Below are 22,760 nucleotides of genomic sequence, written 5' to 3'. Positions count from 1 at the left end.
TTAAGATAGGAGTTGAGTCATATGGGAGAATTTAGCACATATTCTAAAGATGATGTTGTCTTTTTATTAAAAGATATATCAAATTTAATTGAAGAAGAAGGAAACAAAGAGAGAGAGTTAAAAATACAAAGTGGCAGACATTATTCAGAAATGATACCAATAGAGTATGAGGTTAGCGAAGATTATCTGAAATTATATCATGATAAACTAGAACAAAACAAGAATAAACTGGCATTTTCTATAGGTGTTATGTGTGAAAAGATAATTAAAAAAAATGGAAATGATGTTGTACTAGTTTCACTTGCTAGAGCTGGAACACCAATTGGTATTTTGGCAAAGAGATACCTAAGAAATAAGTATAATTTAAATTTACCTCACTATACAATATCTATAATAAGAGATAAAGGAATAGATATGAATGCAGTTGAATATATAATAAATAGTCATCCAAATTCAAACATACAATTTTTAGATGGATGGACTGGCAAGGGAACAATATCAAGAGAGCTAGAAAAAGCATGTGATGAGCTTAAATTTAAATTTAAAAAGAATTTTGATTCAACTCTTGCTGTATTAGCTGACCCTGCTGGATATTCTGGACTTTATGGAATTAGAGAAGACTTTTTAATACCAAGTGCATGTTTAAACTCAACTGTTTCTGGGCTAGTGAGTAGAACTGTGCTAAGAGACGATTTGATTGGTAAGGATGATTTTCATGGTGCTAAGTTTTATAACCATTTAAAGGATAAAGATGAGTCTATAAATTATATAGAAACTATAGAGGCATGTTTCAAAAACCAATTTGAAAATATATCTGATGAAGTTGAAAAATGGAAAAGTGATATTATAACTAAAGATGGCTATTTTGATGTTTTAAATATAAAGGAAAAGTACGATATAAAAGATATCAACTTTATCAAGCCAGGTGTAGGAGAAACAACAAGAGTTTTACTTAGGAGAGTTCCATATAAGATACTTGTTAAAGACTTAAATGATAAATCTTTAGAGCATATATTTATTTTGGCAAAAGAGAAAAATGTTGAAGTTGAAGAAATGAATTTAAAAGCTTACAAGTGTTGTGGCATAATAAAAAATATGAAAGATGTTTAGAAAATATATTTGACAGGAGAATACTGAATGATTGTTTTTTCAGACTTAGACAGGAGTATTATTTACTCTGATAAATTTTTAAATACTGATAAGAGATATACAAATATAGAAATCTATAAAGAGAAAGAAATCTCTTATATATCTTTAAATACTATAAATTTAATAAAACAAATACAATATTATGGTATGTTTATACCAACTACCACTAGAACAATAGAACAGTTTAAGCGTATAGAATTTAATAAATATGGCATTTATTTTCCATGGAGTATAACTTCAAATGGAGGAGTTATACTTAAAGATAATGAAATATTGAAATCATGGAGTGAAAAGATAGACAAATTAAAATTTAACTATGAGCCTATTGAAAGCATGGTAGATAAATTTAAAACTTATTTGAATATAGAAGGAATAACTAATTTTAAAGTTGCAGAGGATACATTTTTTTATATAGTTGTAGATTTTAAAAAATTTAATTTAGATTCAATTAGAGAGTATATAAATATATTGGAATCAAAAAATTGGAGATTGTATGTAAGTGGTAGAAAAATTTATTTTATACCAAAAGAAATCTCAAAAGAAAATGCTATCGAATACCTAACCAAAGAATTAGGAATAGAAAATTTTTATGCAATTGGGGATTCTATTATGGATTATGGAATGCTCGATATTTCAAATAAAGCTTATGTATTGAAGCATGGTGATATAAATAAAAATGAAAGAAAAAACACATTTATATCAAGTAAATTTGATGGAATGAGTGGGACTGAAGAAATACTATCTAAAATTTTAGATGAAAGTTGTCTACTTAATATATAACCAATAAACTAGAAAAGTCTGAAATAAATTAGGATAAAATTTATCATACTAATTTATTTCAGATTTTTATTAATTTATACTTAAACAAGAGTCTAATATATTAAAATGAAGGTGGAGTCATTGCCCAAACTGAAATACATTCATCATCATCACAGTTTTCATATATGTGAGGTATAGTGCTGTTAAAATAAAAACTGTCCCCTTCCTCTAATATATACTCTTTATTACCAAGTGTTATTTTCATTTTTCCTTTTATTATGTACCCACATTCTTCTCCTTCATGTGTTACAAATTCGCTACTTTTTTTTGTATGTCCATTTAATGTAACAAGTATGAATTCTATTTTTTTTCCAATTAGATTAGGAACAAGAAGCTCATAAAATTTTGTAGAATCGTTAGTTACTATTTTCTTTCGATTGTTTTTCTTTACTACTATATTAGAATCATCCTTCCCAATATCATCAAAAAAATAGCCTATGTTTACATCAAGAGATTTTGCTATTTTCCACATTGCTATAATTGATGGAACAACCATATTACGTTCAATTTGACTTATTAAACCTGTACTTAAACCTGACTCTTTGGCTAAAGTAGCTATACTTATATTTTTAGATTTTCTAAGAGCTCTAATTTTGCTTCCAACATCTATGTCCATTAGATAAAAACCCCCCTCAAACATGATTATAACATATATAGTTTCCAAAATTAATAAAATAAAATAAAAGTTATGTAATGCATGTATTTACATCGTTATATTGAATTTTCTGAAAAGATGAATTATAATAGTATTAATATTCAATATATTGAATATTAATATTGATATTTTAATTTAATGAAATGGAGGCGGTTGAGATGAGGAGTTTTGTAAGTCCTGATAATATTTGGGTATTATGGGCAATTGTAACTGGATGGGCAGCGTTTAGTATTTATTTAGAGCAAAAGTATAGTTGGGCATCAAAAATATCAGGAGCAATAATAGCTCTTGTAGGGGCAATGTTATTATCAAATCTAAATATTATACCAGTAGAGTCTGTTGTATATGACCAAGTCTGGGGTTATGTTGTACCTTTAGCCATAGCTTTGTTGTTATATCAATGTAATATCAAAAAGATATGGAAAGAGAGTGGAAGATTACTTGTAATATTTCTTGTAGGTTCGATAGGAACTGTACTTGGAGCTATGATTGGATTCTTGGCATTAAAAAATGCAGTACCAGATTTAAATATTGTTGCAGCTATGATGACAGGTTCTTATATAGGTGGAAATGTAAACTTTGCAGCTATGTCAGGAGCATTTGATGCACCTGGGGAATTGGTATCAGCAACTGTTGTAGCAGATAATCTTTTGATGGCATTATATTTCTTTGTTTTAATAGCCATCCCATCTATTGGATTTTTTAGAAAACATTTTAAACATCCACATGTAGATGAGATGGAAAGCATAGGTGTAAATGAAGGCGAAACAATAGCAGCAAATTATTGGGGAAGAAAAGAAATATCTTTAAAAGATATAGCAATAGCCATTGGTAGTGCTTTTATAATAGTTGCAGTATCAGTAGAATTGTCAGGTTGGTTTAAATCTATAATACCAACGTCAAGTCCATTTTTAGCAATGTTAAATACTTTATTTGGCAATCAATATCTAATAATAACTACTTTAACTATGATATTTGCTACCTTTATGCCTAATTTCTTTAGTGATATAAAAGGAGCTCAAGAGCTGGGCACATTTTTAATCTACATTTTCTTTGTTGTAGTAGGTGTTCCTGCTTCAATCCCATTAATAATTCAAAAATCTCCATTATTACTTTTATATTGTGGAATAATGGTACTTATAAACATGTTAGTTACATTTATAGTTGCCAAAATATTTAAGTTTACCTTGGAAGAAGCTATTCTTGCATCTAATGCAAATATTGGTGGACCTACAACAGCAGCAGCTATGGCAATATCAAAAGGGTGGTCTAAGTTAGTAGGGCCAATACTTATAGTTGGGACATTTGGATATATAGTTGGTAATTATTTTGGTCTTTTGGTAGGAAATATTTTAATATAAGTTTTATAAAAAGTGAAAAACAAACGTTTGAAAAAACTTTATTTAATTGGAGGTTGTCATGATTTTTGATGGACATTCAGATACTTGGTCAGATGTAACGATAAGAAGGCTTAATGGAGAGAAAGATGTATTTAGAAGAATCCATCTTGAAAATTTTAAAAAAGCAAATATTGAAGGGGCTATTTTTGTAATATGGATAGACCCACCATATGATAAAAAGCCGGAAAAGAGAGTTAAGCAGATAATAGAATGTATAAAAGAAGAAATTGAAGATATGAAGGATATTGTAAATATAGTAAAAAAATATTCTGATATAAATAAAGGTCTAAATGAGAATAAAATAAATATTTTAATAGGTCTTGAAGGTTTAAGCCATGTTGGAAAAAATTTAGACTTAATCGAATATTATTATAAAGAAGTTGGAGCTAGACATGCATCATTAACTTGGAATGAACAGAATGAACTTGCTACAGGGTGTTTAGGAGATGAAAACAGAGGATTGACTGAAATAGGAAAAAAAGCAGTAGAGAAGTTAGAACAATTAGGTATGCTAATAGATGTATCACATCTAAATGAAAAATCATTTTGGGATTTGATGTCTGTTGTAAGCAAACCAGTTATAGCATCTCATTCTAATGTTAAAAATCTATGTGATGCAAAAAGAAATCTCACAGATAATCAATTAAAAGAAATTTCAAAAACAGGTGGATTAGTGGGAATAAATAGTTTTAGAGGATTTACAAATATCAATCCGAAAAAGCAAGATTTAATACACTTAGTTGACCATATAGACTATATGGTGAATCTTATAGGTATAGAGCATGTATCTTTTGGTTTTGATTTTAGTGACTATCTAGGAGAAGAGACTATAGGTTCTTTTACTGAAGAAAATTCCAAAAATCCAAGTGTAGATGGGCTTAAAAGTACATATGAAGCTAAGAATATAATAGTAGAGCTTGAAAAAAGAGGATATAAAAAGAGTGATATAAACTTAATATCTAGTGGAAACTTTTATAGAGTATTTAAAGAGATACTAAAGTAAGATATTAACTAAATTAGGTGTAGAAAATGCTATACTTAATAATAAGCATTCATATATATAGGTTTATATATGGTATATAGATTAGATTAAATTTAAATGTTACTAGAATTAAAAATTCTAGTAACATTTTTTATATAAAAAAACAAATATCTATATATATTGACAATGATAATTATTATTGATAAACTATAAAAGAAATGATAATTATTATCATTTTTAGTAAAAATTAAGGAGGGAGAATGAAAAAGAGATATTTAATTATAGGAATAATAATTTTATCTTATTTTTCCTTATTTATAGGAGCAGAAGATATAAACATAATGCATATATTTGCAAAAAATCAGCATAAACTTATGATATTTGTCATGAGTAGAATACCAAGATTAATAAGTATATTAATTGCAGGTATAGGAATGAGTATATCAGGCCTTATAATGCAACAGATAAGTAAAAATAAATTTGTATCGCCTACTACAGGAGCAACAATAGATGCGGCTCAATTTGGTATAGTAATTTGTATGCTTTTAATACCAAGTGCATCGATTTTCACGAAGACTATAATCGCATTTATATTTTCTCTTATAGGAACATTTATGTTTATGAAAATAATAAGGAAGTTACAGTTTAAAAGTATAATATTCGTACCATTAGTAGGTATAATGTTTGGAAATATAATAGGTTCTATGACTGATTTTATTGCATATAAATATGATTTGAGTCAAAATGTAAGTTCTTGGATGCAGGGTGATTTTTCTATGATACTTAAAGGAAATTATGAAATATTATACATAACAATACCTCTCATAATAGTAGCATATATTTATGCAAATAGATTTACTGTTGTTGGAATGGGGATGGATTTTGCAACTAACTTAGGGCTAAGTTATAAAAAAGTCGTCAATTTAGGTTTAATAATAGTAGCTCTTGTCACAGTATGTGTAGTTGTTACTGCTGGTAATATACCTTTTATAGGTCTAATAGTTCCAAATATTGTATCTCTGTATATGGGTGATAATATAAGAGATAGTATATGGCATACGGGATTATTTGGGGCAATATTTGTACTTATATGTGATATTTTTGGAAGGATTATCATTTATCCATATGAAATATCTATAGGGCTTACAGTTGGCGTTATAGGAAGTATACTATTCCTTTACTTAATACTAAGGAGGAATATAAATGAAGCTTAGTCTTAATAAAAAAATTTATTTGATGACTGCATTACTCTTGATATCAATGGTGCTTTTTTTAACCTATGGAATAGACATGAATAATCTAGATTATGCATTATCACAAAGAATACCAAAAATACTTGCGATGATACTTGGAGGAGGATGTATAGCATTTACTACTGTAGTATTTCAAACGATTACTAACAATCAGATATTGACACCAAGTGTACTAGGGTTAGATTCCTTATATGTAATGATTCAAACTATAATAGTATTTATATTTGGAGCAACCAGTATTCTTATCATAAATGAAAATTATAATTTTATCATTAATGTTACTATAATGATTGTAGCTTCAATGCTATTGTATAGAGCATTGTTTGAAAGAAAAGAAAATAATATTTTCTTTTTAATCCTAGTAGGAATGGTATTTGGAACTCTATTTAAAAGTGCAACAACATTTATTCAAGTAATGATAGACCCTAATGAATTTCTAGCACTACAAACTAGCATAATGGCTAGTCTAAATAATATAAATACAAATGTATTATTAATTGCATTTATAATAGTTATTGCAACAATACCTTTTATATATGATGATATAAAATATTTAGATGTACTGTCATTAGGTAGAGAGCAAGCGATTAATTTAGGTGTAGATTTTGATAAAGTAGTAAAAAAAATGATAATCCTAATAGCAATTTTAGTTTCAGTATCAACAGCACTTATTGGACCTATGACATTTTTAGGGCTTTTACTAGCCAACATAGCTAGAGAAGTTTTTAAAACATATAAACATACATATTTAATTTTAGGTTCTATATTGCTAGGAATAATTACATTAATAATAGGTCAATTTTTTATACAACATATATTCAAATTTGATACAACATTAAGCGTAGTAATAAATTTTATAGGAGGAATTTACTTTATCCAATTATTATTAAAGGGGGCAAATAGATGATAGAAATAAAAAACATATTTAAAAAATATAAAAATAAAAATGTTGTAGATAATGTTTCTTTTAATATAGAAAAAGGGAAAATAACATCTTTTATAGGTCCAAATGGGGCTGGTAAAAGTACTGTATTATCAATAGTAACAAGACTTATAGGCGGTGATAGTGGAGAAGTATTAATAGAAGGAAAAAACTTAAATTCTTACAATAATAAAGAACTAGCTAAAAAAATAGCTATACTTAAACAATCTAATAATATAACTTTAAAACTCACAATAAGAGAATTAGTTGGATTTGGAAGATTTCCATACAGTGAAGGAAATTTAACTCAAGATGATGAAAAATACATTAATGAAGCTATAGAGTATATGAAACTAACTGATATACAAGACAAATATTTGGATGAATTAAGTGGAGGTCAAAGACAAAGAGCTTATATAGCAATGGTAATAGCCCAAAATACAGAGTACATATTACTTGATGAACCACTTAACAATTTGGATATGAATCATTCAGTACAAATGATGAAGGTACTTAGAAGTCTTTGTGATGAATTAGGTAAGACTATAGTGTTGGTCATGCATGATATAAATTTTGCTTCATGCTATTCAGATAATATAGTTGCACTTAAAAATGGAAAAATTGAAAAGGTAGGTCGTACAGATGAAATAGTCAATGAAAAAGTTTTAGGAGATATTTACGAAATGAACTTTGACATTAAGCATATAAATGGAAATAGAATATGTGTTTATTTTTAAGACACTATAGATAGGAATCTATGAATTTTCTAATCAAAATTTAAACTAAGACGAATATTAATAAAAAATGAGGGAGACATTAAGATGAATAAAAAAGCAGCAATAATAGCAACAGTGGCTATAGTAGGATTAGTAGCAGTATTTGCATTAGGTGGGAGTAAAAAAAGTGAGAAGAAAACAGCAGATGCTTCAGATGCTACTATAAAAATAACTCATAGCTTAGGAGAAACAGATGTAAAGTTAAAGCCTAAAAAAGTAGTAGTATTTGATTATTCAGCACTAGATACAATGGATGCACTAGGTGTCAGTGAGGGTTTAGTAGGACTTCCAAAATCAAGTTTGCCAGCATCTTTAGAAAAGTATAAAGATGAAAAATATGCAGACTTAGGTGGATTAAAAGAACCAGATTTAGAAGGTATAAAATCAACAAATCCAGATTTAATTATAATAAATGGAAGACAAGAAGATTTTTATGAGCAATTATCTAAGATAGCACCAACAATAAGTACAAGTAAAGATGATAAGAAGTATTTAGAATCTGTCAAAAATAATATAAATAAAATAGCTAAAATATTTGGAGTAGAAGAGAAAGCTAATCAAGAATTTGCTAAAATTGAAAAGAAAATAGAAGTTTTAAATAAAAAAGTAACAGAGAAAGACTTAAATGCTTTAACTCTTATGGTAAATGAGGGGAATTTAAGTGTATTTGGTGAAGAGTCTAGATTTAGCATATTATACAATAGTTTTGGATTTAAGAATAAAGATAAAGATATAAAGGAATCAAGTCATGGTCAAAATATTACTTTTGAATATATAGCTAAACAAAATCCAGATATTATGTTTGTTATAGATAGAGGTATAGCTACTGGTAGTGATGTGAAAGCTGGTTTAACAGCTAAATCTGTTTTAAACAATGACGTAATAAAATCTATGGATGCTTATAAAAATGATAATATAATATACTTAGATGCACCAACATGGTATGTAAATGATGGTGGTCTTACATCTTTAAATAAAATGATAGATGATGCTTCAAAAGCAGTTAATAAGTAAGCATATTGTTTATAGCAAATGTGCTTTATATAATGATTATATTAATCAGCCACTTTAAAGTGGCTGATTTTTTATGATTTAAATATTTCTGTGGTTAATAACATTATAAGCTTTGCTTTATATAGTTTATTTAATTGAAAGATATAGCTCATTATGTACAATACTATTTAACATAAATATAATGTTGTGAAAAAATTTCTTTGATTGTAAGTATTTTATCATTCTATGTTTAAAAAACTAGCTAGAACTTGCGGTTTATTAGTTATTTTGATACAATTAATCTAATATATACATGAACAAGGTTATGTTATTATATTAATAATTCAATGGATATATATTTATTTATTATATAATTTCCCAGAAGGGGGGTTAAATATAAGAAGAAAATCTCTAAAAAAACGTTTTTTTATTTTTAGTACTAATTATTGCTTTTATCCATATAACACCTACAGCATATGCACTAAAGAAAGAAGGTAGAATTGGGCTAAATTGATTTAATGGGAGCTATAATTTAAATGATGACTTTGGAAAAATATATAACTATTCAAGTCATAGTTATGTAGTATCTGACACTGTTTTACAAGTATTGTATGATGATACAAAAGACATTATTATTGACGCTCAAGCTACACAGACATTGAGGGTTGTAGTAATTAGAAATAACAATAAAATGATAAAAGATTTAGAAGCATATTGTAAAAGAAGTCTTTATACCACAATATGTATATTGTGATAGTGAAAAAGAACAGATACAGGTTATGCAAGATGGTTCTCAGAAGACATGCTTAACTATAATACGAATTATATTGAAAATGTAAAAACAATTGCCAAATTTTCTCTAAAACCCTTCTATTTCATGACTGGCCGAGGCGATAATAATGGTTTGATTAAAGGACTAGATTAAGCTATTTCTAATATTTATCAAATAGACCCTTATTTCTCAACTAGTTTACATGAAAAATACTTTGTACAACAGAACTTGAAAAACATTTACGTGTGTATGAACTTATGGATGATTATTTTATTGAGTATGATTATAAAAAAACACATTGATGTTTTCAATACCACCTACAAACGAGAATGAACAACCCAGATTAATTACATATGATTATTAAAAATTTAATAAAGCTGAAAGTTCTACTAAACAAAGAGCAGAATTTTTAAATGTAATTAAGTCACAAGAAGATGGAATTAAGGAAGCTTATTTATATTTTAAGTGATAAGAGAATTTTATTAAAGTTTAATACACGTTATTTGAGAAAAATGATTATACAATATTTTTACTAAGTTGGTTATTAAAAATGTTTAGAAAATTGAAATCATACTAATTATTTATAACATATAAAAAACCTAGTTAGCATAATTGTAGAATATCTGATAAACGTGAAAATATAGGGGATAGAGGTATTTTATGAAGAGATTTTTAAAGATGACTATCTTAGTTTTATTTGTTTTATTAATTTCTATAAGTTACATTTCTGTTCAATTAATTCACAACATTGGAGATTATGGAAAGTTGATTAATTATGTTGGTATTGTTCGTGGAGCTAGTCAACGTCTAACTAAATTAGAAATGAATCTTCAACCAAATGATGAACTAGTAGAATATATCGATGAAATTTTACATGAATTAAATACAGGACATGGAAAATATGGTCTAGTAGTCACTGACTGTAAAAAATATAATGAGTATTTATCTTTACTAGAAAGAAAATGGGAAGATTTAAATATTGAAATTAAAAAAGTAAGGATGGAAGAAGATAGTAGTCAGTTATTACAAACAAGTGAAGAATTTTTTAAGATTGCAAATGACACAGTATTCGAAATAGAACATTATTCTAAAGAAAAAAGCAATTACTTAATGACTTTAATAATTATAATATCGATTGTAGGCATAGTAGCATGGATTATATTGATTATACAGTACAATAGAAGATTAATTAAACTTGAAAAACTAAACGTAGATTTAAAAAATATTGCATATAAAGATGAACTTACAGGAGCAAATACTATAGAAAAGTTTAAGTTGGATGCAGAGCAGTATATTTATAAGTATAAAGATAAGAAATTTGCTATATTTTATATCGATTTTGAAAATTTTAAGTATATCAATGATATATTTGGATACGATTATGGTGACATGATATTAAAACGCTATTCTAATATCATGATGGATGATATTGGAAAATACGAAGTATTTGCAAGAGAGATTGCAGATAGATTTGTTGCATTAAGATGTTATGTAGATAAGGAGACTTTGCTAAGAAGACAACAAGTTGTAGATGATAAGTTGATTAACATTACAGATGAAATTAAAAATAAATATAGTATTACTATTGTTAGTGGAATTTGTTGTATTGAAGATGTGAATGAGAAATTAAATATAGATGATTTGATAAATCGTGCAAACTTTGCACAAAAGACTGTCAAAAATAAACCAGGTACTAAGTATGCTTTTTATAATGAAAATATTCGTAAAAAAATGATTGAAGAAAATACAATTAAGAGTAGAATACATGAAGCACTCAATAGAAGAGAATTTGTTGTTTATTTTCAACCTAAAGTTAACTTACATAATCAAAAAATAGATTGTGCAGAAGCCTTAGTACGTTGGATGACACCAGACAAATGTGTGATATCTCCAGCGATATTTATTCCAATACTGGAAAAGGAGTTTTTTATTAGTTTGGTAGACCAATATGTGTTTGAAGAGGTATGTAGATGGATTAGAAAGAGATTAGATGAAAATAAAACAATTGTTCCTATCTCAGTTAATGTTTCTAAGATTCAATTTTATAATGCTAAGTTTGTAGAAACTTATTCGCACATACAAAATAAATATAATATACCTAAAAATACTATAGAAATTGAATTTACAGAAAGTGTTGCTTTTGAAAATCAAGAGCATCTTTTAGAAATTGTACATGACCTACATGAAAGTGGCTTTACTTGTTCTTTGGATGATTTTGGAAAGGGATACTCGTCTCTAAGTGTTTTGAAGGATTTACCATTTGATGTTTTAAAGCTTGACTCGATGTTTTTTAAAGAGAGTTTAAACAAAGAAAAAGAGAAGATAGTAATAAAAAATATTATACAGATGATAAAAGAGTTAAATATTATAACTGTTGCTGAAGGTATTGAATATAAAGAACAGGTTGAGTTTCTTAAAGAGATTGGGTGTGATTTGGTTCAAGGGTTTGTCTTTTATAAACCAATGCCAATGTTAGAGTTTGAAAAAATATTAGATAAAGAAATTGTTTATAGTTTATAATAGTTAAAGTATATTTTAATATATAATAATCTAATAAAGTACTTATATTATAAGTACTTTATTAGATTTTGTTAACTATTTAAAAACGTATAGTGGTATAAGTACTGAGAATAACATCAATATATATGATATACGATTTTAAATAAATAATTATATGAAAACTATAAATTCTTATAAAGTTTTATGTGAGGTGTAAATAATATGAAGTTATGTTTTGGATAAGATGAACCTTCTTAAACATTATTATTTTTTTCCTGCAACCCATTTTAAGCCCCAGTTAAACTCATTATCCATTTCTCTATGTCCTTTAAAGTATTTAACTACTTTTTCAACGCTAAATGTTTCATCATTTACATTTTCTATTAATGCTATTGAACACATATTATAGCCATTTTTATGCTCATCAAGCTTAACCACTAAATCAGAATCTTGTTTTTGTTTAATAGTTACAATTCCATCAGCTTCTGACCAATTAGCCACACCTTCATAAATAAAAGCATAAATCAATATTCTTTTTATTTCTTTTATCTTGTTACCATTGATTCTTATATTTTCGCCTTGTGTATTGCTTCCTGTTCGGTCATCTCCATCTAGTTGAGCAAAAGGAGGCTGTTCTAAATTACCAAAGGAATTGCCCAATGCTTGAACAGCACCTTTTGCACCATTTTTCATTTCAAACAAGCAGCCTAAATCTAAATCTATATTACTACTTCTTAGAGCTCCAAAAAAGCCCTTTTTTTGTACTTTTTGATTCCAATTTAAATTAACTAAAATCTCACCTAAATCGGTATTTTCTTTTTTTGTAAGATTTATTTTTTGTCCTTTTTTCAATTCTATAGCCATAGTAATCTTCCTCCACAAACATAGATTTATTTAAATGGTAGCACTTAATAAGTCAATATTCAACAAGATTACAATAATAATGTTCAAATTATACTAATTCTACTAAAAAACAGGAATTACAATTCCTTTGTATTTTTCTTCAATTAAGTTTCTTGCTTTATCTGATGTAAGAACTTCTTGTAGAACTTTAATTTTTTCGCTATCTTTATCTTCAGTTCTAAATGCTAAAAGATTAGCATACTCATCATTTACTGGTGCTGTGTAGATTCCATTTTTCTTAGCATCAAGACCAGCAGGTACTGCGTAAGTAGTGTCTATAAATGCAGCAGTTACATCTGGAAGAGAAGATGGTATTTGAGCAATATCTAATTCTTTGAATTGTATGCCCTTTGGATTTTCAATTATATCTTTAGGACTAACTAAATTATTTTCTTTAGGTAAAGTTAAAAGTCCCATACTTTCAAGATATCTAAGGTCTTTAGAACAAGAAGATGGATTGTTGCTTATTGCAATTGTATCTCCCTTTTTAAATTCATCAACAGATTTTATTTTGTAAGAGTAAAGTATGGCTGGGCATACATATAGTTTAGTTCCTGCCATTATTTTATAGCCTTTAGCTTTAATAGCTTCTTTTAGATAAGGTTCATGTTGAAATAGATTTGCATCAATTTCGCCATTATTTAAAGCTTCATTTGGAAGTATGTAATCGTCAAAGTTTTTAACTTCTAAAGTATAACCTTTTTCTTCAATAAGTGGTTTTAGTTCTTCTAACAACTCTCCACCTGGAACTAAAGTAGCACCAACAACAATTTTTTTATCGTCTTTAGATTTTGAACATCCAACTACAGATAAAGTAAATACTAGACATAATAACAAACTTAATAATTTTTTGAATTTCATAAAAATTCCCTCCTGAATATAATTGATTAGTTAAAAATAAAATACCCTCTTTTTATCACATTGTGAAAATAAAATAAGCCTGAGTATAAACTCAGGCTTTAAAAGCTAATTTAAACTCATCTTTCAGTACAATACTGCAGGATTTAGCACCAATGTATATTAAAATATACTGGTTGCTGGGTTTCATAGGGCCAGTCCCTTCACCACTCTGGATAAGAAGTATTAATTTTTAATTATGTTATAAATATTAGCATGATTTTTTGTATCTGTAAACATAATTTTATAAATATTTTAAAATTTTTGTTATTTTTACTTAACACCTAAAATTCCAGAAACTAAAATATTAGTATCAGCACCCAAGAAATAGTCATTTATTTCAATTGTATCTAAAATAGTTCTCAATGAATTTTCCTCATGTTTTGTACCGATAAGTTTATCTTCTACAAAAGATACATCGTACTTCCCAAAGAAATCTCCAAAAAACTTTATACTAGTTATTATACCTTTATCAACATTTAAATTAAATTCTACATTTCCACCAACATATTTTAATTCATTTGAAAGAGAGTATTTCGGTGAATTACCAAAGTTCCAATCCCAAGTTTCATATTTTGATTTAGTAAGTTTTTCTATTTCCTCTATGTCATGTTTACTTAGAGAATAATTTGTATTATCAGCATTTGTCGCAGAAAGATAATTCATTATAGCATCTTTAAACTCAAGTATATCCATATCAGACTGTAAATGTTCACTTATATTGGTTACACGAGACTTTACAGATTTTATACCTTTACCCTCAAATTTTATGGGTTTTACTTTTAGTGCATTTGAAAGGTCATTTATCTCAGATGAAAATAAAAGTGTCCCATGATGCATTACTTTATTTTTATAGTTATGTTGAGCATTTCCAGAGAATTTTTTGCCATCTATAAGAAGGTCATTTCTTCCAGAAAACTCAGCACTGACATCTAAGGTTTTAAGTAAGTTTATTATTGGTTGAGTGAATCTTCTGAAATCACTAAAACTATTATTATTACAAGCTATAAATGTAAAGTTTATATTTCCTAAATCATGAAATACAGCTCCTCCACCAGATTGTCTTCTAACAACTGGTATTGAATGTTCTCTTATATATTCTAAGTTTATTTCAGAAAGTGTATTTTGATTTTTTCCAACAATTATAGATGATTCATTCCTCCATAAAATAAATAAATCTTCGTCAAAATTTTTAAGTAGATATTCTTCCATTGCTAAATTGAAATAAGGGTTTGTTTTTTCATTGTAAATTAATAACATTAAAGTAATTCCTCCATATAATTGATAAAATTTTTTTAGCTGATTTTAGTACAATTAATTTTATAATTCGACAATGATATAAAAAATCCTTTAAAGTAAAATTTTTAAAACTTCCTTGCAAAGTTTAAATAAATAATATATACTCAAAATATATTTAATAAAAGTGAATAAAAGGGTAGAGGCGCAATAATCTATCAGTACTAATAAGGAGTTAAGCACAAAGAATTATTGGGAAAGGGGATATTGCCGAAGTTTTATAATCGATGCTTTAAGATTATATTGCTGGGGGTACATAAAATATATGTACAACTGTCACAGGTTTATTTGTGGTGAGCTATCATTTAAGGAATTATATTATATTTGTTTTTTAGTATTATCAATGTATGTAATGTTTAAGCCTTGAGTGTTTACCACTCAAGGCTTTTTTATTTTATCATAACCCATAATACCCTATATAATTCACAAAATTAAAAAGAGAGGGAGATTTATATGAGAAATAAAAAATTTAACATTATTTTTCTGACGACAATTATGTTTATAATGTCAACTGTAATGGTATTTGCAGAGGAAGATATAGATACTATTGCATTAGCTAACGCAGAAAAATTTGGAATCTTAACTTTAATACCACCATTAGTTGCTATAATACTTGCATTTATAACTAAAAATGTAATAATTTCTTTGTTGCTAGGAATTCTTTCTGGGAGTTTTATAATTCAAGTCAGTGGCGTTAATGTATTTGCTGCATTTATACAAGCATTTTTAGACTTAGTAGATAGAGCTTTAGTATCTCTATCAGACCCATGGAATGCGGGGATAATACTACAAGTCTTAGCAATTGGGGGAGTAATAAATCTTGTTGCCAAGATGGGTGGTGCCAAGGCTATAGCTGAAGCACTTGCAAAGAGAGCAAAATCAGCTAAAGGGACACAGATTATAACTTGGTTTTTAGGTCTTTTAGTTTTCTTTGATGATTATGCTAATTCATTAATTGTAGGGCCTATGATGAGACCTGTTGCAGATAAAATGAAAATATCAAGAGAAAAATTAGCATTTATAATAGATGCTACAGCAGCACCAGTTGCTGGGCTTGCCATAATATCTACATGGATAGGTCTTGAAGTTGGTTTAATACATGATGCTTTTGAAAGTATAAGTGTAGATGTTGATGCGTTTGGCATATTTTTAAATACAATACCATTTAGATTTTATAACATATTAATATTAGCATTTATTGTAATTTCAGCGTTATTATTAAAAGAATTTGGACCAATGAGAAAAGCTGAAATAAAATCTAGAAGTAGAAAAATTGGCACAGACCTTGATGAAGGCGTTGAAGAATTGGATGATTTAGCTCCAAAAGATGGAGTAAAATTAAGTGTATGGAATGCTATAATTCCAATAGGTACATTGATAGTAGTTGCACTAGCATCATTCTATTATAGTGGATATACATCTATAATGGGAGGTGAAGATAAGACTTTAATACAATTATTTACAAATTCACCATATTCTTTTGAAGCAATAAAAGAAGCATTTAGTGCATCTGATGCATCTAGAGCATTATTCCAATCTGCATTAGTTGCAAGTTTAGTTGCTATTATAATGGCTGTAGTTAAAAAGATTTTTACAGTATCAGAAGCAATTGATGTTTGGATAGATGGAATGAAAAGTTTAGTAATCACTGGTGTAATATTAATACTTGCTTGGTCATTAAGTTCAGTAATAAAAGAGTTAGGTACAGCTAAATTCTTGATACATTTATTATCAGGTTCATTGCCTCCATTCTTGCTACCAAGCTTAATATTTGGATTAGGAGCAATAATATCTTTTGCTACTGGAACAGCTTATGGAACAATGGGTATACTTATGCCACTTGCAATACCACTTGCATATTCACTAAATCCTGATATGTCTTATGTAATAGTAAGTACAAGCGCAGTTTTAACAGGTGCAATATTTGGAGACCATTGTTCCCCAATTTCAGATACAACAATACTTTCTTCAATGGGAGCTGGATGTAATCATATAGACCATGTTAATACTCAAATGCCATATGCCATATTTACAGCAGTAATTACTATTGTATTTGGATATATACCAGCTGGATTTGGATTGCCAATATATATAGTATTGCCAGTTGCTATAGCAGCTGTATTTGTAGGTCTTCAAATTATAGGTAAGAAAGTAGATGAAGTAGAAGTAGAACTTGCAGAATAAGGATGTAAATGAATTTCACCTTCTATTATCATTATTTTGTTTATTTTTAGATAATTTTAAAAAGTTATTGAAAATAATAGCGAAATATAGTAAAATAAAAGAGTGATATAAGCGGATGTGGCGGAATTGGCAGACGCACTAGACTTAGGATCTAGCGCCATTGGCGTGGGGGTTCGACTCCCTTCATCCGCACTTTACAGTACTTAGTTGTGCTGAAAAAAACTGGGGTTGCTGGCTTTCGGAGTGGGCTATCCCGTTTTTATTTTTTGATAAATAACTATCTTAAAACATAATGCAAACATTTCCATTTTGTTTTTTAATCGAAAAAATAACTAAAAGTTAGATTATCCACATAAACATTGAAATTATAAGCAGTTACAAAGGCTTTAAGAAGTTATTTTACCACTAATTTACTACTTATAAATGAGTCTTGATACGATGAAAAATAATAGAAAAATCAATATATGATAGATTGGCACTTTAATATGAGGTGCTTTTTTTAAATGACTAAAATTTTAAGAAATATTCAAGTCACATAACCATTCAGTAGTTGTAATTCTATTAAAAATATTCTATTTTAAAAATCTTATTTTTCACAAGTTTAAAATTGTAAACGATTTCATCAAGTGTATGAATATACTTTTAACATGTTATAGTAAATCTCAATACAAATTTACATTTTGTTATTTGTGTGTTATTTTAATAATAAATTAAGTGAAAATGTTATTTTGCATTAATATATAATATCTTTGCAGAAGAGTGAATAATATAAAAGAGAAATAATTGATAATAAAAACTTAACAAAAAAATTAATACATAAAAAAAAATAAATATAATGTGTTGACATTTGATTTAAATATTCATAAAATAAAATTGAAAATAAATATTTCCAAGTGAGATTAGCGAGAGAGAACTTTATACAAAAAGGCGCCGAAGAAGAAATTTAAGAAATGCCAATCCTTAGAGAAGCTTTCAGGCAAAAATATCGCTAATTGATGGGACTCTGGAGAGACTTAAGTTAAATACTATAAGTCACCGAAGAAGCAGAATAATATTAAATTATTAAATCTTTCAGGTATACAAACAGGGATATATAGGCTAGGATTATTTTCTATGCTTATATATTTTTTTTATGAGAAAATACAGGACATAGTGGTGAAGTTGCTTAAATATAATAGGTTTAATTTTATGGGGAGGGTTATATATGAATGAATTAAAAAGAGTGCCTTTGTATAATACACACAAAGAGCTTGGTGCAAAGCTTGTTGAATTTGCTGGCTGGGAGATGCCTTTAGAATATGAAGGAATAAACAAAGAGCATAAAATGGTTAGAAAAAGTGCAGGTATATTTGATGTATCTCACATGGGAGAAGTAGAAGTAAAAGGAGTAGAATCAGAAAAATTTATACAAAACCTAGTTACGAATGATATAAGTGGATTAAAAGTCAATGACATCATATATACACCTATGTGCTATGAAAATGGTGGAGTTGTTGATGATTTATTAATATATAAGTTTGGGGAAGAAGATTATTTGTTAGTAATAAATGCAGGAAATATAGACAAAGATGTTGCCTGGATAATCAAGCAAAGTGAAGGATATAAAGTAAATATAAAAAATATATCTAATGAAGTTTGTCAATTAGCAGTTCAAGGACCTAAAGCAGAAAAAATTCTTCAAAAAATCACAGACATAAATTTAGAATCAATAAAATTTTATAAGTCAATGCCAGAAGTAAAAGTATCTGGATACTCTTGTTTAGTTTCAAGAACAGGATATACTGGAGAAGATGGTTTTGAAATATATTGCAAAAATGAACATGTAAAAGCAATTTGGGATGAAGTCCTAAAAGTTGGAGGAGAAGATATATGTCCAGCTGGTCTAGGTTGTAGAGATACTTTAAGGTTTGAAGCAGCCTTACCTCTATATGGACATGAAATAAATGAACACATATCTCCACTTGAAGGAGGATTATCTATTTTTGTAAAAGTAAATAAGGAATCATTTATTGGCAAATCAATCTTAGCAGGAGAAAAAGAAAATGGGATTAAAAGAAAATTAGTAGGATTTGAAATGCAAGGCAAAGGGATGCCTAGAAATGGATATGATATAAAAGTTGGAGATAAAACAGTTGGTTTTGTAACTACTGGGTGTGCATCTCCAACAACAGGGAAAATCTTAGGTATGGGAATTATAGATGCTGAATATGCAAAAGCAGGAACTGAAATAGGTATAGCCATTAGAAAAAAAGTTGTTCCTGCTATAACAGTTAAGAAGCCTTTTTATAAAAAACAATATAAAAAAGATAATGTTGTAGTAAATAAAGAAAATAAATTTTCATATATACCTGCTACAAATGAAGATAAGATAAAAATGTTAAAAGTAGTTGGATTAAACTCAGTTGATGAATTATTTTCAGATGTACCAGATGAACTAAAATTAAAAAGAGATTTAAATCTAGACAGTGGAAAATCTGAATTAGAAGTTAGTAAAATAGTAAAAAGATTGTCAGAGGAAAATTTAAGTCTAGAAGATTTAACTTGTTTTCTTGGAGCTGGTGCGTATGACCATTATATTCCATCAATTATAAAACATATAACTTCAAGGTCAGAATTTTATACAGCATATACTCCATATCAAGCAGAAATAAGTCAAGGAACTTTGCAAGTAGTGTTTGAGTTTCAATCCATGATTGCAGAAATTACTGGTATGGAAATTGCAAATGCATCAATGTATGATGGAGCTACTGCTGCAATAGAAGCATGTATAATGGCAATGAATCAAACTAGAAAAAGTAAAATAGTAGTATCAAAGACTACACATCCAGAAACTTTATCAGTACTAAGAACTTATTTACAATATAAAGATTGTGAAATAGTAGAAATTGATTTTTGTAGTGAATATGGAACTACAGATATAGAAAAATTAAGAGCTTCTGTAGATAAAGATACAGCATGTGTCCTTATACAAACTCCTAATTTCTTTGGGATTATTGAAGAAATGGAAGAAATAGAAAAGATAACTCATGAAAATAAAGCCATGTTAATTATGAGTGTTGACCCAATATCATTAGGTGTTTTAAAAACACCAGGTGAAATAGGAGCAGATATTGTTGTTGGAGAAGCTCAATCACTAGGAAATCCTCTTAATTTTGGAGGTCCTTATGTAGGATTTTTGGCTAGTAAATCTAAATATACAAGAAAAATGCCAGGAAGAATAGTTGGGCAAAGTTTAGATACAGAAGGGAAAATTGCATATGTATTAACTTTACAAACTAGAGAGCAACATGTAAGAAGAGAAAAAGCAACTTCTAATATATGTTCCAATCAAGCTCTAAATGCTCTTGTAGCATCAATATACATGGCTACTATGGGTAAAGAAGGATTTAAAGAAGTTGGTATGCAATCAATGAAAAAAGCACACTATGCTTATAATAAACTTGTGCAAACAGGAAAATACAGACCTATATTTAAAGGCCGATTTTTTAAAGAATTTTCAGTACAAGGAAATCATAATATAGATACTATAAACGATAAACTTTTAGAAGAAAATATATTAGGTGGTTATAATTTAGAACACAATTATCCAGAATTAAAAAATTCAACTTTACTTTGTGTAACTGAAAAAAGAAGTAAAAATGAAATAGATAAGTTAGTTGGAATAATGGAGGGGTTATAATGAAAGAATATAATAGTTTGTTGATAGATATATCTAAAAAAGGCAGAAAAGCATACTCAATTCCAGAGTTAGATATAGATGATATAAAAATAGAAGATATGATTGACCCAAGTATGGCTAGACAAAATGAATTAAACTTACCAGAAGTTGGTGAATTAGAATTAGTTAGACATTATACTTTATTGTCAAATAAGAATTTTGGTGTTGATACTGGTTTTTATCCTTTAGGTTCTTGTACAATGAAATATAACCCTAAAATTAATGAAGATATGGCAGCACTTCCAAACTTTACTGGAATGCATCCATATCAATCTCCAGATACAGCACAAGGGTCTCTTGCTCTTATGTATGATTTATCAAATAAGCTTGCAGAAATTACAGGTATGGATGAAGTGACACTTCAACCTTCAGCAGGTTCACATGGTGAATTTACAGGTCTTATGCTGATAAAGGCGTATCATGAAAATAGAGGAGACTATAAAAGAACTAAAGTAATAATTCCAGATTCTGCACATGGAACAAATCCAGCAAGTGCAGCTATGGCGAATTTTGATGTAATTCAAATAACATCTGATAAAAATGGTGCTGTAGATATAGATGCGTTAAAAGAAGTTTTAAATGATGAAGTAGCAGCCCTTATGCTTACAAATCCAAGCACTCTTGGGCTATTTGAAAAAAATATAAAAGAAATAGCTGACCTTGTACATGAAGCAGGTGGTCTTTTGTATTATGATGGTGCAAACATGAATGCTATTATGGGAATAACAAGACCAGGAGATATGGGATTTGATGTAGTCCATCTTAATCTTCATAAGACATTTTCAACTCCTCATGGTGGCGGTGGTCCAGGGGCTGGACCTGTTGGAGCAAAAAAAGAGTTAGTGTCTTTTTTACCAATTCCAGTAATTGAAAAACAAGAAGATAAATATGTATTAAATTATGACAGACCAAAATCTATCGGAAAAATTAAAAATTTTTATGGAAACTTTGGTGTCCTTGTAAGAGCTTACACATATATATTAACAATGGGAAGAGATGGACTTAAAGAAACTAGTGAAATGGCAGTTCTAAATGCTAATTATATAAAAGAAAGTATAAAAGATGATTATATTTTACCAATAGATACTTTATGTAAACATGAGTTTGTATTAGGCGGATTACCAAGAGGAGAAGCAAATATAAAAACTATTGACATAGCAAAGCGATTGTTGGATTATGGATATCATCCTCCAACAATGTATTTCCCTCTTATTATAAATGAGGCGCTTATGATAGAGCCTACAGAAAGTGAGAGTATAGAAACATTAGATAGTTTTATTGAAGCTATGAAGAATGTCGCAAAAGAAGCTAAGGAAGAACCAGAATTACTAAAAACTGCTCCACATAATACTTTAGTTAAAAGAGTTGATGATGCAAGAGCAGTGAAAAAGCCTATATTAACATGGTCACAAAGATAAATAATAAAAATAATAAATAATTTAAATATACAAAAATTTTATATTTGTATTAAAAAGCTATCTAAACTATCTTAAATTAGATAGCTTTTTTGTGTATATGTTGACATACATGGTATGTACTGTT

The 22,760-nt window shown here is 28.1% G+C and carries 16 protein-coding genes, 1 tRNA gene and 3 riboswitches; of the genes, 13 read left to right on the top strand and 4 right to left on the bottom strand.

The annotated features are described in order from the left end of the window. Positions 1–21 precede the first annotated feature (21 nt). Together KGF48_RS13730 and KGF48_RS13725 are read left to right on the top strand one after the other, a co-directional pair. A complete protein-coding gene (locus KGF48_RS13730) occupies positions 22–1,110 on the top strand; it encodes a cysteine protease StiP family protein (protein WP_227868153.1) in 1,089 nt (362 codons plus the stop codon). Positions 1,111–1,137: 27 nt separating this feature from the next. Further along, positions 1,138–1,929 (top strand): HAD hydrolase family protein, encoded by a 792-nt coding sequence (locus KGF48_RS13725; protein WP_227838852.1) that lies wholly within the window; start codon positions 1,138–1,140, stop codon positions 1,927–1,929. Between the two features lie 100 nt (positions 1,930–2,029). On the opposite strand, the gene KGF48_RS13720 is transcribed toward KGF48_RS13725, so the two are convergent. Then, entirely contained in the window at positions 2,030–2,584 is a 555-nt protein-coding gene (locus KGF48_RS13720) for a cupin domain-containing protein (RefSeq protein ID WP_227838851.1), read from the bottom strand. A 197-nt stretch (positions 2,585–2,781) separates the two neighbouring features. Between KGF48_RS13720 and KGF48_RS13715 the strand changes: the two genes are divergently transcribed. From KGF48_RS13715 to KGF48_RS13685, 7 genes are all read left to right on the top strand, one after another. Further along, positions 2,782–3,984, top strand: coding sequence for a DUF819 family protein (locus tag KGF48_RS13715; protein WP_227838850.1), 1,203 nt, complete (start codon positions 2,782–2,784; stop codon positions 3,982–3,984). A gap of 58 nt (positions 3,985–4,042) precedes the next feature. Continuing rightward, positions 4,043–5,026, top strand: coding sequence for a membrane dipeptidase (locus tag KGF48_RS13710; RefSeq protein ID WP_227838849.1), 984 nt, complete (start codon positions 4,043–4,045; stop codon positions 5,024–5,026). A 239-nt stretch (positions 5,027–5,265) separates the two neighbouring features. Next, a complete protein-coding gene (locus KGF48_RS13705; RefSeq protein WP_227868152.1) occupies positions 5,266–6,219 on the top strand; it encodes an iron chelate uptake ABC transporter family permease subunit in 954 nt (317 codons plus the stop codon). Next, positions 6,209–7,165, top strand: coding sequence for an iron chelate uptake ABC transporter family permease subunit (locus KGF48_RS13700; RefSeq protein WP_227838847.1), 957 nt, complete (start codon positions 6,209–6,211; stop codon positions 7,163–7,165). The genes KGF48_RS13705 and KGF48_RS13700 overlap by 11 nt, the downstream gene beginning before the upstream one ends. Continuing rightward, the gene (locus KGF48_RS13695) at positions 7,162–7,917 is read left to right on the top strand and encodes an ABC transporter ATP-binding protein (RefSeq protein ID WP_227829720.1); all 756 of its coding nucleotides are present in this window, start codon (positions 7,162–7,164) and stop codon (positions 7,915–7,917) included. Before KGF48_RS13700 ends, KGF48_RS13695 begins: the two co-directional genes overlap by 4 nt. A gap of 84 nt (positions 7,918–8,001) precedes the next feature. Further along, positions 8,002–8,970: an ABC transporter substrate-binding protein gene (locus KGF48_RS13690; protein WP_227868151.1), complete on the top strand. Its 969-nt coding sequence runs from the start codon at positions 8,002–8,004 to the stop codon at positions 8,968–8,970. Positions 8,971–10,381: 1,411 nt separating this feature from the next. Continuing rightward, a complete protein-coding gene (locus KGF48_RS13685; RefSeq protein ID WP_227838845.1) occupies positions 10,382–12,241 on the top strand; it encodes a putative bifunctional diguanylate cyclase/phosphodiesterase in 1,860 nt (619 codons plus the stop codon). Positions 12,242–12,484: 243 nt separating this feature from the next. Here KGF48_RS13685 and KGF48_RS13680 read toward each other — a convergent pair whose 3' ends face one another. The 3 genes from KGF48_RS13680 to KGF48_RS13670 form a co-directional block, all read right to left on the bottom strand. Continuing rightward, positions 12,485–13,084, bottom strand: a complete 600-nt coding sequence (locus KGF48_RS13680; RefSeq protein ID WP_227838844.1) for a TerD family protein — start codon at positions 13,082–13,084, stop codon at positions 12,485–12,487. A 102-nt stretch (positions 13,085–13,186) separates the two neighbouring features. Continuing rightward, the gene (locus KGF48_RS13675; RefSeq protein ID WP_227868150.1) at positions 13,187–13,984 is read right to left on the bottom strand and encodes a MetQ/NlpA family ABC transporter substrate-binding protein; all 798 of its coding nucleotides are present in this window, start codon (positions 13,982–13,984) and stop codon (positions 13,187–13,189) included. A 113-nt stretch (positions 13,985–14,097) separates the two neighbouring features. Continuing rightward, positions 14,098–14,203, bottom strand: a riboswitch (SAM riboswitch). Positions 14,204–14,293: 90 nt separating this feature from the next. Next, positions 14,294–15,280, bottom strand: a complete 987-nt coding sequence (locus tag KGF48_RS13670; protein WP_227868149.1) for a lipoate--protein ligase — start codon at positions 15,278–15,280, stop codon at positions 14,294–14,296. Positions 15,281–15,448: 168 nt separating this feature from the next. Next, positions 15,449–15,625: riboswitch (Lysine riboswitch) on the top strand. A gap of 144 nt (positions 15,626–15,769) precedes the next feature. On the opposite strand from KGF48_RS13670, the gene KGF48_RS13665 reads away from it, so the two are divergent. From KGF48_RS13665 to gcvPB, 4 genes are all read left to right on the top strand, one after another. Then, complete coding sequence (locus tag KGF48_RS13665) at positions 15,770–17,500, top strand: Na+/H+ antiporter NhaC family protein (protein WP_227868148.1); 1,731 nt, start codon at positions 15,770–15,772, stop codon at positions 17,498–17,500. 111 nt (positions 17,501–17,611) lie between these two features. Continuing rightward, positions 17,612–17,692 (top strand) — tRNA-Leu (locus tag KGF48_RS13660). A gap of 701 nt (positions 17,693–18,393) precedes the next feature. Beyond that, positions 18,394–18,498: riboswitch (glycine riboswitch) on the top strand. Positions 18,499–18,704: 206 nt separating this feature from the next. Further along, positions 18,705–21,179: an aminomethyl-transferring glycine dehydrogenase subunit GcvPA gene (gene gcvPA, locus KGF48_RS20365; protein ID WP_255642524.1), complete on the top strand. Its 2,475-nt coding sequence runs from the start codon at positions 18,705–18,707 to the stop codon at positions 21,177–21,179. Then, positions 21,179–22,636, top strand: a complete 1,458-nt coding sequence (gene gcvPB / locus KGF48_RS13645; protein WP_227838840.1) for an aminomethyl-transferring glycine dehydrogenase subunit GcvPB — start codon at positions 21,179–21,181, stop codon at positions 22,634–22,636. Before gcvPA ends, gcvPB begins: the two co-directional genes overlap by 1 nt. Positions 22,637–22,760 lie beyond the last annotated feature (124 nt).

Source organism: Clostridioides sp. ZZV15-6388, assembly GCF_020657755.1.
In the GTDB taxonomy this organism is placed as follows: Bacteria; Bacillota; Clostridia; order Peptostreptococcales; family Peptostreptococcaceae; genus Clostridioides.
This window is presented reverse-complemented; position numbering and strand designations above follow the sequence as displayed.

Coding starts and splice junctions, on each gene's coding strand:
- KGF48_RS13720 (WP_227838851.1), bottom strand. CDS start 2,584: ATGGACATAGATGTTGGAAGCAAAATTAGAGCTCTTAGAAAATCTAAA.
- KGF48_RS13715 (WP_227838850.1), top strand. CDS start 2,782: ATGAGGAGTTTTGTAAGTCCTGATAATATTTGGGTATTATGGGCAATT.
- gcvPA (WP_255642524.1), top strand. CDS start 18,705: ATGAATGAATTAAAAAGAGTGCCTTTGTATAATACACACAAAGAGCTT.
- gcvPB (WP_227838840.1), top strand. CDS start 21,179: ATGAAAGAATATAATAGTTTGTTGATAGATATATCTAAAAAAGGCAGA.
- KGF48_RS13685 (WP_227838845.1), top strand. CDS start 10,382: ATGAAGAGATTTTTAAAGATGACTATCTTAGTTTTATTTGTTTTATTA.
- KGF48_RS13725 (WP_227838852.1), top strand. CDS start 1,138: ATGATTGTTTTTTCAGACTTAGACAGGAGTATTATTTACTCTGATAAA.
- KGF48_RS13690 (WP_227868151.1), top strand. CDS start 8,002: ATGAATAAAAAAGCAGCAATAATAGCAACAGTGGCTATAGTAGGATTA.
- KGF48_RS13680 (WP_227838844.1), bottom strand. CDS start 13,084: ATGGCTATAGAATTGAAAAAAGGACAAAAAATAAATCTTACAAAAAAA.
- KGF48_RS13700 (WP_227838847.1), top strand. CDS start 6,209: ATGAAGCTTAGTCTTAATAAAAAAATTTATTTGATGACTGCATTACTC.
- KGF48_RS13710 (WP_227838849.1), top strand. CDS start 4,043: ATGATTTTTGATGGACATTCAGATACTTGGTCAGATGTAACGATAAGA.
- KGF48_RS13670 (WP_227868149.1), bottom strand. CDS start 15,280: ATGTTATTAATTTACAATGAAAAAACAAACCCTTATTTCAATTTAGCA.
- KGF48_RS13695 (WP_227829720.1), top strand. CDS start 7,162: ATGATAGAAATAAAAAACATATTTAAAAAATATAAAAATAAAAATGTT.
- KGF48_RS13665 (WP_227868148.1), top strand. CDS start 15,770: ATGAGAAATAAAAAATTTAACATTATTTTTCTGACGACAATTATGTTT.
- KGF48_RS13675 (WP_227868150.1), bottom strand. CDS start 13,984: ATGAAATTCAAAAAATTATTAAGTTTGTTATTATGTCTAGTATTTACT.
- KGF48_RS13705 (WP_227868152.1), top strand. CDS start 5,266: ATGAAAAAGAGATATTTAATTATAGGAATAATAATTTTATCTTATTTT.
- KGF48_RS13730 (WP_227868153.1), top strand. CDS start 22: ATGGGAGAATTTAGCACATATTCTAAAGATGATGTTGTCTTTTTATTA.